This is a genomic window from Variovorax sp. P4_D9, assembly GCF_056401695.1.
Map to the genome: position 1 here is coordinate 1 of NZ_JBFUIU010000878.1, position 3,553 is coordinate 3,553.

General features: G+C 65.5%; 6 protein-coding genes. 2 read left to right on the forward strand and 4 right to left on the reverse strand.

What is annotated here, in order from left to right:
* Positions 1 to 184, reverse strand: a 184-nt coding sequence (locus AC1DY5_RS47320) for a LysR family transcriptional regulator (protein WP_478121288.1), incomplete at its 3' end; no start/stop codon positions are given.
* Between the two features lie 97 nt (positions 185 to 281).
* Here AC1DY5_RS47320 and ilvD point away from each other — a divergent pair.
* Positions 282 to 1,976, forward strand: a complete 1,695-nt coding sequence (ilvD, locus tag AC1DY5_RS47325) for a dihydroxy-acid dehydratase (RefSeq protein WP_478121289.1) — start codon at positions 282 to 284, stop codon at positions 1,974 to 1,976.
* A 120-nt stretch (positions 1,977 to 2,096) separates the two neighbouring features.
* On the opposite strand, the gene AC1DY5_RS47330 is transcribed toward ilvD, so the two are convergent.
* Positions 2,097 to 2,351: a TIGR04438 family Trp-rich protein gene (locus AC1DY5_RS47330; RefSeq protein WP_478121290.1), complete on the reverse strand. Its 255-nt coding sequence runs from the start codon at positions 2,349 to 2,351 to the stop codon at positions 2,097 to 2,099.
* A 105-nt stretch (positions 2,352 to 2,456) separates the two neighbouring features.
* On the opposite strand from AC1DY5_RS47330, the gene AC1DY5_RS47335 reads away from it, so the two are divergent.
* Entirely contained in the window at positions 2,457 to 2,762 is a 306-nt protein-coding gene (locus AC1DY5_RS47335) for a c-type cytochrome (protein WP_478121291.1), read from the forward strand.
* A 15-nt stretch (positions 2,763 to 2,777) separates the two neighbouring features.
* Here the strand turns inward: AC1DY5_RS47335 and AC1DY5_RS47340 are convergent, their stop codons facing one another.
* Positions 2,778 to 3,290 (reverse strand): LapA family protein, encoded by a 513-nt coding sequence (locus AC1DY5_RS47340; RefSeq protein ID WP_478121292.1) that lies wholly within the window; start codon positions 3,288 to 3,290, stop codon positions 2,778 to 2,780.
* A 54-nt stretch (positions 3,291 to 3,344) separates the two neighbouring features.
* Positions 3,345 to 3,553, reverse strand: a 209-nt coding sequence (locus AC1DY5_RS47345) for an AMP-binding enzyme (RefSeq protein ID WP_478121293.1), incomplete at its 5' end; no start/stop codon positions are given.

Genomic DNA, 3,553 nt, shown 5'->3' on the forward strand with positions numbered 1-3,553 from the left:
GCGCCACCCGGCGCCGCGTGCGGTCGAACAGCAGCACCCCAAGCGTCTGCTCGAGCTGGGCGATGGCCTGCGTCACCGGCGGCTGCGTCATGTGCAGGCGCAGCGCGGCCCGTCCGAAGTGCAGCTCTTCGGCGACGGCCACGAACTGGCGCCAGGCGCGCAGGTCGATCTGCGCTTCTTTCATATGCCGAGCATATCAATAGCACCGAAAAATAGGATTGGAAGCAATCAATCAATCGTCCGATACTTGGCGTCCCCCGATCACGAACGCGAGAAGCACGATGGACACGAAACCGATCAAGATCAACCGCCGCAGCGCCAACATCGTCGAAGGTAAGAGCCGAGCGCCGAACCGCTCGATGTTCTACGCCATGGGCTACCAGGAAGGCGACTTCAAGAAGCCGATGGTCGGCGTCGCCAACGGCCACAGCACCATCACGCCCTGCAACTCGGGCCTGCAGAGGCTGGCCGATGCGGCCATCGAGGGCATCGAGGAAGCCGGCGGCAACGCGCAGGTCTTCGGCACGCCGACCATCTCCGACGGCATGGCGATGGGCACCGAGGGCATGAAGTACTCGCTGGTCAGCCGCGAAGTGATCTCCGACTGCATCGAAACCTGCGTCGGCGGCCAGTGGATGGACGGCGTGCTGGTGGTCGGCGGCTGCGACAAGAACATGCCCGGCGGCCTGATGGGCATGCTGCGCGCCAACGTGCCGGCGATCTACGTCTACGGCGGCACCATCCTGCCGGGCAAGTACAAGGGTCAGGACCTGAACATCGTGAGCGTGTTCGAGGCGGTCGGCCAGAACGCCGCCGGCAACCTGAGCGACGAGGACCTGCGCGAGATCGAAATGCGCGCGATCCCGGGCACCGGCTCCTGCGGCGGCATGTACACGGCCAACACCATGAGTTCGGCCTTCGAGGCGCTCGGCATCTCGCTGCCCTACTCCTCGACCATGGCGAACCCGCACGAGGAGAAGGCCAACTCGGCCAAGGAATCGGCCAAGGTGCTGATCGAAGCGATCAAGAAGGACATCAAGCCGCGCGACATCGTGACCAAGAAGGCAATCGAGAACGCGGTGGCCGTGATCATGGCCACCGGCGGCTCGACCAACGCGGTGCTGCACTTCCTGGCCATTGCGCATGCCGCCGGCGTGGACTGGTCGATCGACGACTTCGAGCGCATGCGCAAGAAGGTGCCGGTGCTGTGTGACCTGAAGCCTAGCGGCAAGTACCTGGCGGTCGACCTGCACCAGGCCGGCGGCATCCCGCAGGTCATGAAGGTGCTGCTGAACGCCGGCCTGCTGCACGGCGACTGCCTCACGATCACCGGACAGACCATCGCCGAAGTGCTCAAGGACGTGCCCGACCAGCCGCGCGCCGACCAGGACGTGATCCGCCCGATCGGCAATCCGATGTACGCCGAGGGCCACCTGGCGATCCTCAAGGGCAACCTCTCGCCCGAAGGCGCGGTGGCGAAGATCACCGGGCTCAAGAACCCGGTCATCACCGGCCCGGCGCGGGTCTTCGACGACGAGCAGTCGGCACTGCAGGCGATCCTCGACGGCAAGATCAAGGCCGGCGACGTGATGGTCTTGCGCTACCTCGGCCCCAAGGGCGGCCCGGGCATGCCCGAGATGCTGGCCCCGACCGGCGCGCTGATCGGCGCCGGGCTCGGCGAGAGCGTCGGCCTCATCACCGACGGCCGCTTCTCGGGCGGTACCTGGGGCATGGTGGTCGGCCACGTGGCACCCGAAGCGGCAGCCGGCGGCACCATCGCCTTTGTCAACGAAGGCGACTCGATCACGATCGATGCCCATGAACTGAAGCTCGAGCTCAACGTGCCCGAAGCCGAGATCGCCAAGCGCCGCGAAGGCTGGAAGGCACCGGCCCCGCGCTACACGCGCGGTGTGCAGGCCAAGTTCGCGTTCAATGCGTCGAGCGCCAGTTCAGGCGCCGTCCTCGACAAGTATTGAACGGTTTGTTGAACGGTCTGTTCAGGAAACACCGCGGAACCGGCTTCGCCGCGCCGCTGGAGTTGCCCCCGGCGGGGCGTGGGCGGGCTACACGAAGTGAGCCCAACCTGGAGCGAGCAACTATCTCCGCTTGCGATTGGACCGGCTGTTGAGCATGCCGAGGTTGCTGCGCTGCCGATCGATCCGGTCCTGGCGGCGCTGGTTCTCCTTCTCGACCACCTTGCGCTTGGTGTAGCCGGACGTGTCGGCCCAGGCCCACCACACGATCGCCAAGGCGAACGGGATCAGCACGACCCACCAGCTCCAGGCGGCGACGAAGCCGATCTCGAAGAACTTGAGAGCCACACCAAGCAGGCCCAGCATTAGAAACCACATCGCGAACTTCTCCGTTGAGTCAGAAGCGCGCCGGGCGAAGCGGTGCACCGCCCTGCCTACAATCGCGTTGAATCGACTTTAACGCACCCACGCATCAGCAACTCAATGAAAAAAGCGCTTCTGCTCGTTGCGGCCAGTTTTCTCTGCGCCGCGCCCGCCCTGGCCGACCTGGCGCTGGCGACGTCGAAGAACTGCATGAGCTGCCACGCGGTGGACCGCAAGGTGCTGGGGCCGTCCTTCAAGGACATTGCCGCGAGGTACAAGGACAGCAAGGGCGCGGTCGACATGCTGTCAGCCAAGATCATGAAGGGCGGCTCGGGCGTCTGGGGGCCAGTGCCGATGCCGGCCAACAACCAGGTCAACGAGGCGGATGCCAAGAAGCTTGCGGCCTGGGTGCTGTCGACCAAATAGCCGGCTCAGCGGGCATCAGACCGCAGGCGGCATGCCAACGGCGGCCGGCAACGCGGCCGTGCGGCGATCGAAGCGGTCCTCGAGCTGGCCGATGTGGGCCGCGATCGTGTTGTCGGTCTGCTCGGCGCGCGACCGCGCCGCGGCCTCGAGCTGCTCGATGCGCGCCAGCAGCGCCGCGTGGCGCTCGGCATTGCGCGCCGCATGGGCGTTTTCCTGGGTCTCGAGGAAGTTGCGCAGCTCGGTGAAGCGCGAGGCCTCGGCCTTGTCGGCGAGATCGCGCTGGGCCTGCATCTCCTTGGTGTGCCGGCGGGTCTCGAACAGGATCGAGCTCTGCAGGTAGACCACGTAGGCGACGAAGAAGATGCCCAGCAGCGCGGTCAGCCCGAGCATGATCAGCCCGAAGGGCGCTGTCACCTGCATGAAGCCGATCGACATCTGGGTCGGCGAGGCCAGCAGACTCCAGTTCAAGGCCGCCAGCGCCGCGATCAGCAGCACCACGACCAGCAATACAGCGGTTCTCAATCCCATTTTTCTTTTCCCTGAAGTTGAATGGACTGCCGCTGCGCGACCGGCACGGGGCGCTCAATAGGCCTGGCCGAGCTGCTCGAGGATGGCGGGGTTCTCGAGCGTGGAGGTGTCCTGGGTGATGGCTTCGCCCTTGGCGAGGCTGCGCAGCAGCCGACGCATGATCTTACCGCTGCGGGTCTTCGGAAGATTCTCTCCGAAGCGGATATCTTTCGGCTTGGCGATCGGACCAATCTCCTTCGCTACCCAATTGCGCAGTTCGGTGG